Raw genomic sequence first — 1598 nt, forward strand, 5'->3', positions numbered from 1 at the left:
TATCCATTCCTTTCGCTTCGCTCAGGCACAAAACGTTATGAAAATATTTCCCTGAGCTTATTTTTTCTTTATAATTCTTCTTTGTAGGGAACTCGGTATACTACAAATCACGAGGAGGTGAGTGGGCTGTCCGGCTCTCCGGATGACCGTATTTTTATATGTGTAGTCCGCCTTTTCAAGCACAAATAAGTGTGACTTCGAGCACGTAATCTTATCTTTGTATAAACAATCTCGTTTATGGCTTAGGCGTTCAGTCAATGCCGTCTCTCCCTATAATCTTCAGTGAACCTTTTGGTTCTGAAAGGAGTCCCTATGGCTTTAAAAATCGTGTACAAAATCTGCTGTGGTATTGATGTCCACAAAAATTTTGTAGTGGCCTGCATCGCCTCTACCGATGGTAAAGGCGTCACCACTTATGAGAGCCACCGTTTTTCAACCTACACGAGAGGTCTGAAAAATTTGTTACAATGGCTTCTCAAACATAACTGCAAGGATGTCTGTATGGAATCCACCGGTAAATATTGGATCCCTGTTTACAACGTTTTAGAAAACGACTGTACGATTGTCCTTGCCCATCCCAAATATGTTAAGGCTATCCGTGGAAAGAAAACTGACAAGAAAGATGCCAAATGGATTGCTGACCTGTTTAAGCATGACCTTGTTACCGGAAGCTTTATGCCACCCGCTGACATCCGTCAGCTCCGCGACCTTATGCGTTACCGTTTCAAACTGACCTGCTTCAAATCAAGCGAAAAGAATCGTTTGCAGAACTGTCTCACGGTTTCCAATATCCAGTTGGGAAACGTTGTTTCGGACACCTTCGGCAAATCTGCTCAGGCGATACTGGATAAACTTTTGGAAAATCCCGCAGATACTTCTTTTGACCTTGAACCTCTCGTTTACAAAAGTTTGAAAAAGAAACTTCCTGAACTCCGGGATGCCATTGACGGCTATATCACTCCGGAACAGGCTGGTAAACTTAAGGTGATCAAAGCGCATTATGAAAACCTGGAATCCCGGAAAGCAGAGCTTGAAGAACTCATTCTTGCGCTCGCCGCTCCCTATCAGCAGGAACTTGCCATTCTCCAAACCGCTCCTGGTATCCGCAGTGACTTCACTGCCATCGGAATCATTTCCGAGATTGGTACCAACATGGAGGCTTTCCCTTCGGCGAAACATCTGTGCTCATGGGCTGGTCTTGCTCCAACCAACAATGAAAGTGCAGGGAAGAAAAAATCTGTCCGGGTTTCCAAGGCCGGATGCTATATCAAACCTCTTTTAGTACAGTGTGCTAACGCTGTGATTAAAAGTAATAAGCATCCTGAGTTTCGTAACCGTTATCTCCGTATCAAAAAGCGTCGCGGTCACAAGAAAGCAATCATTGCCGTGGCAAGAATGCTTCTTACTGCATTATATCACATGCTGAAGAACGGTGAAAACTATAATTCGGAACTTTACCGAAAATCAGAAGTGCCCCCTGTTGACCGTGAAATCACGGTAGAACAGGCCATCATCATAGCAAGGAATCAAGGTTATAAGATCAAGTCAGCAACTGCATAACCTTAACTTTTCAATATTCACTTTTTAAAGTAGCCACC

1 protein-coding gene is annotated in these 1598 nt (G+C 43.7%); it reads left to right on the forward strand.

Annotation, left to right across the window (positions count from 1 at the left end):
* The first annotated feature begins 312 nt into the window (after window positions 1-312).
* Window positions 313-1560, forward strand: a complete 1248-nt coding sequence (locus CI597_RS17470; RefSeq protein ID WP_095143025.1) for an IS110 family transposase — start codon at window positions 313-315, stop codon at window positions 1558-1560.
* Window positions 1561-1598: the final 38 nt, after the last annotated feature.

Origin of the sequence: Anaerostipes hominis (ex Lee et al. 2021) (assembly GCF_002270485.1) — a bacterium.
In the GTDB taxonomy this organism is placed as follows: domain Bacteria; phylum Bacillota; class Clostridia; order Lachnospirales; family Lachnospiraceae; genus Anaerostipes; species Anaerostipes hominis.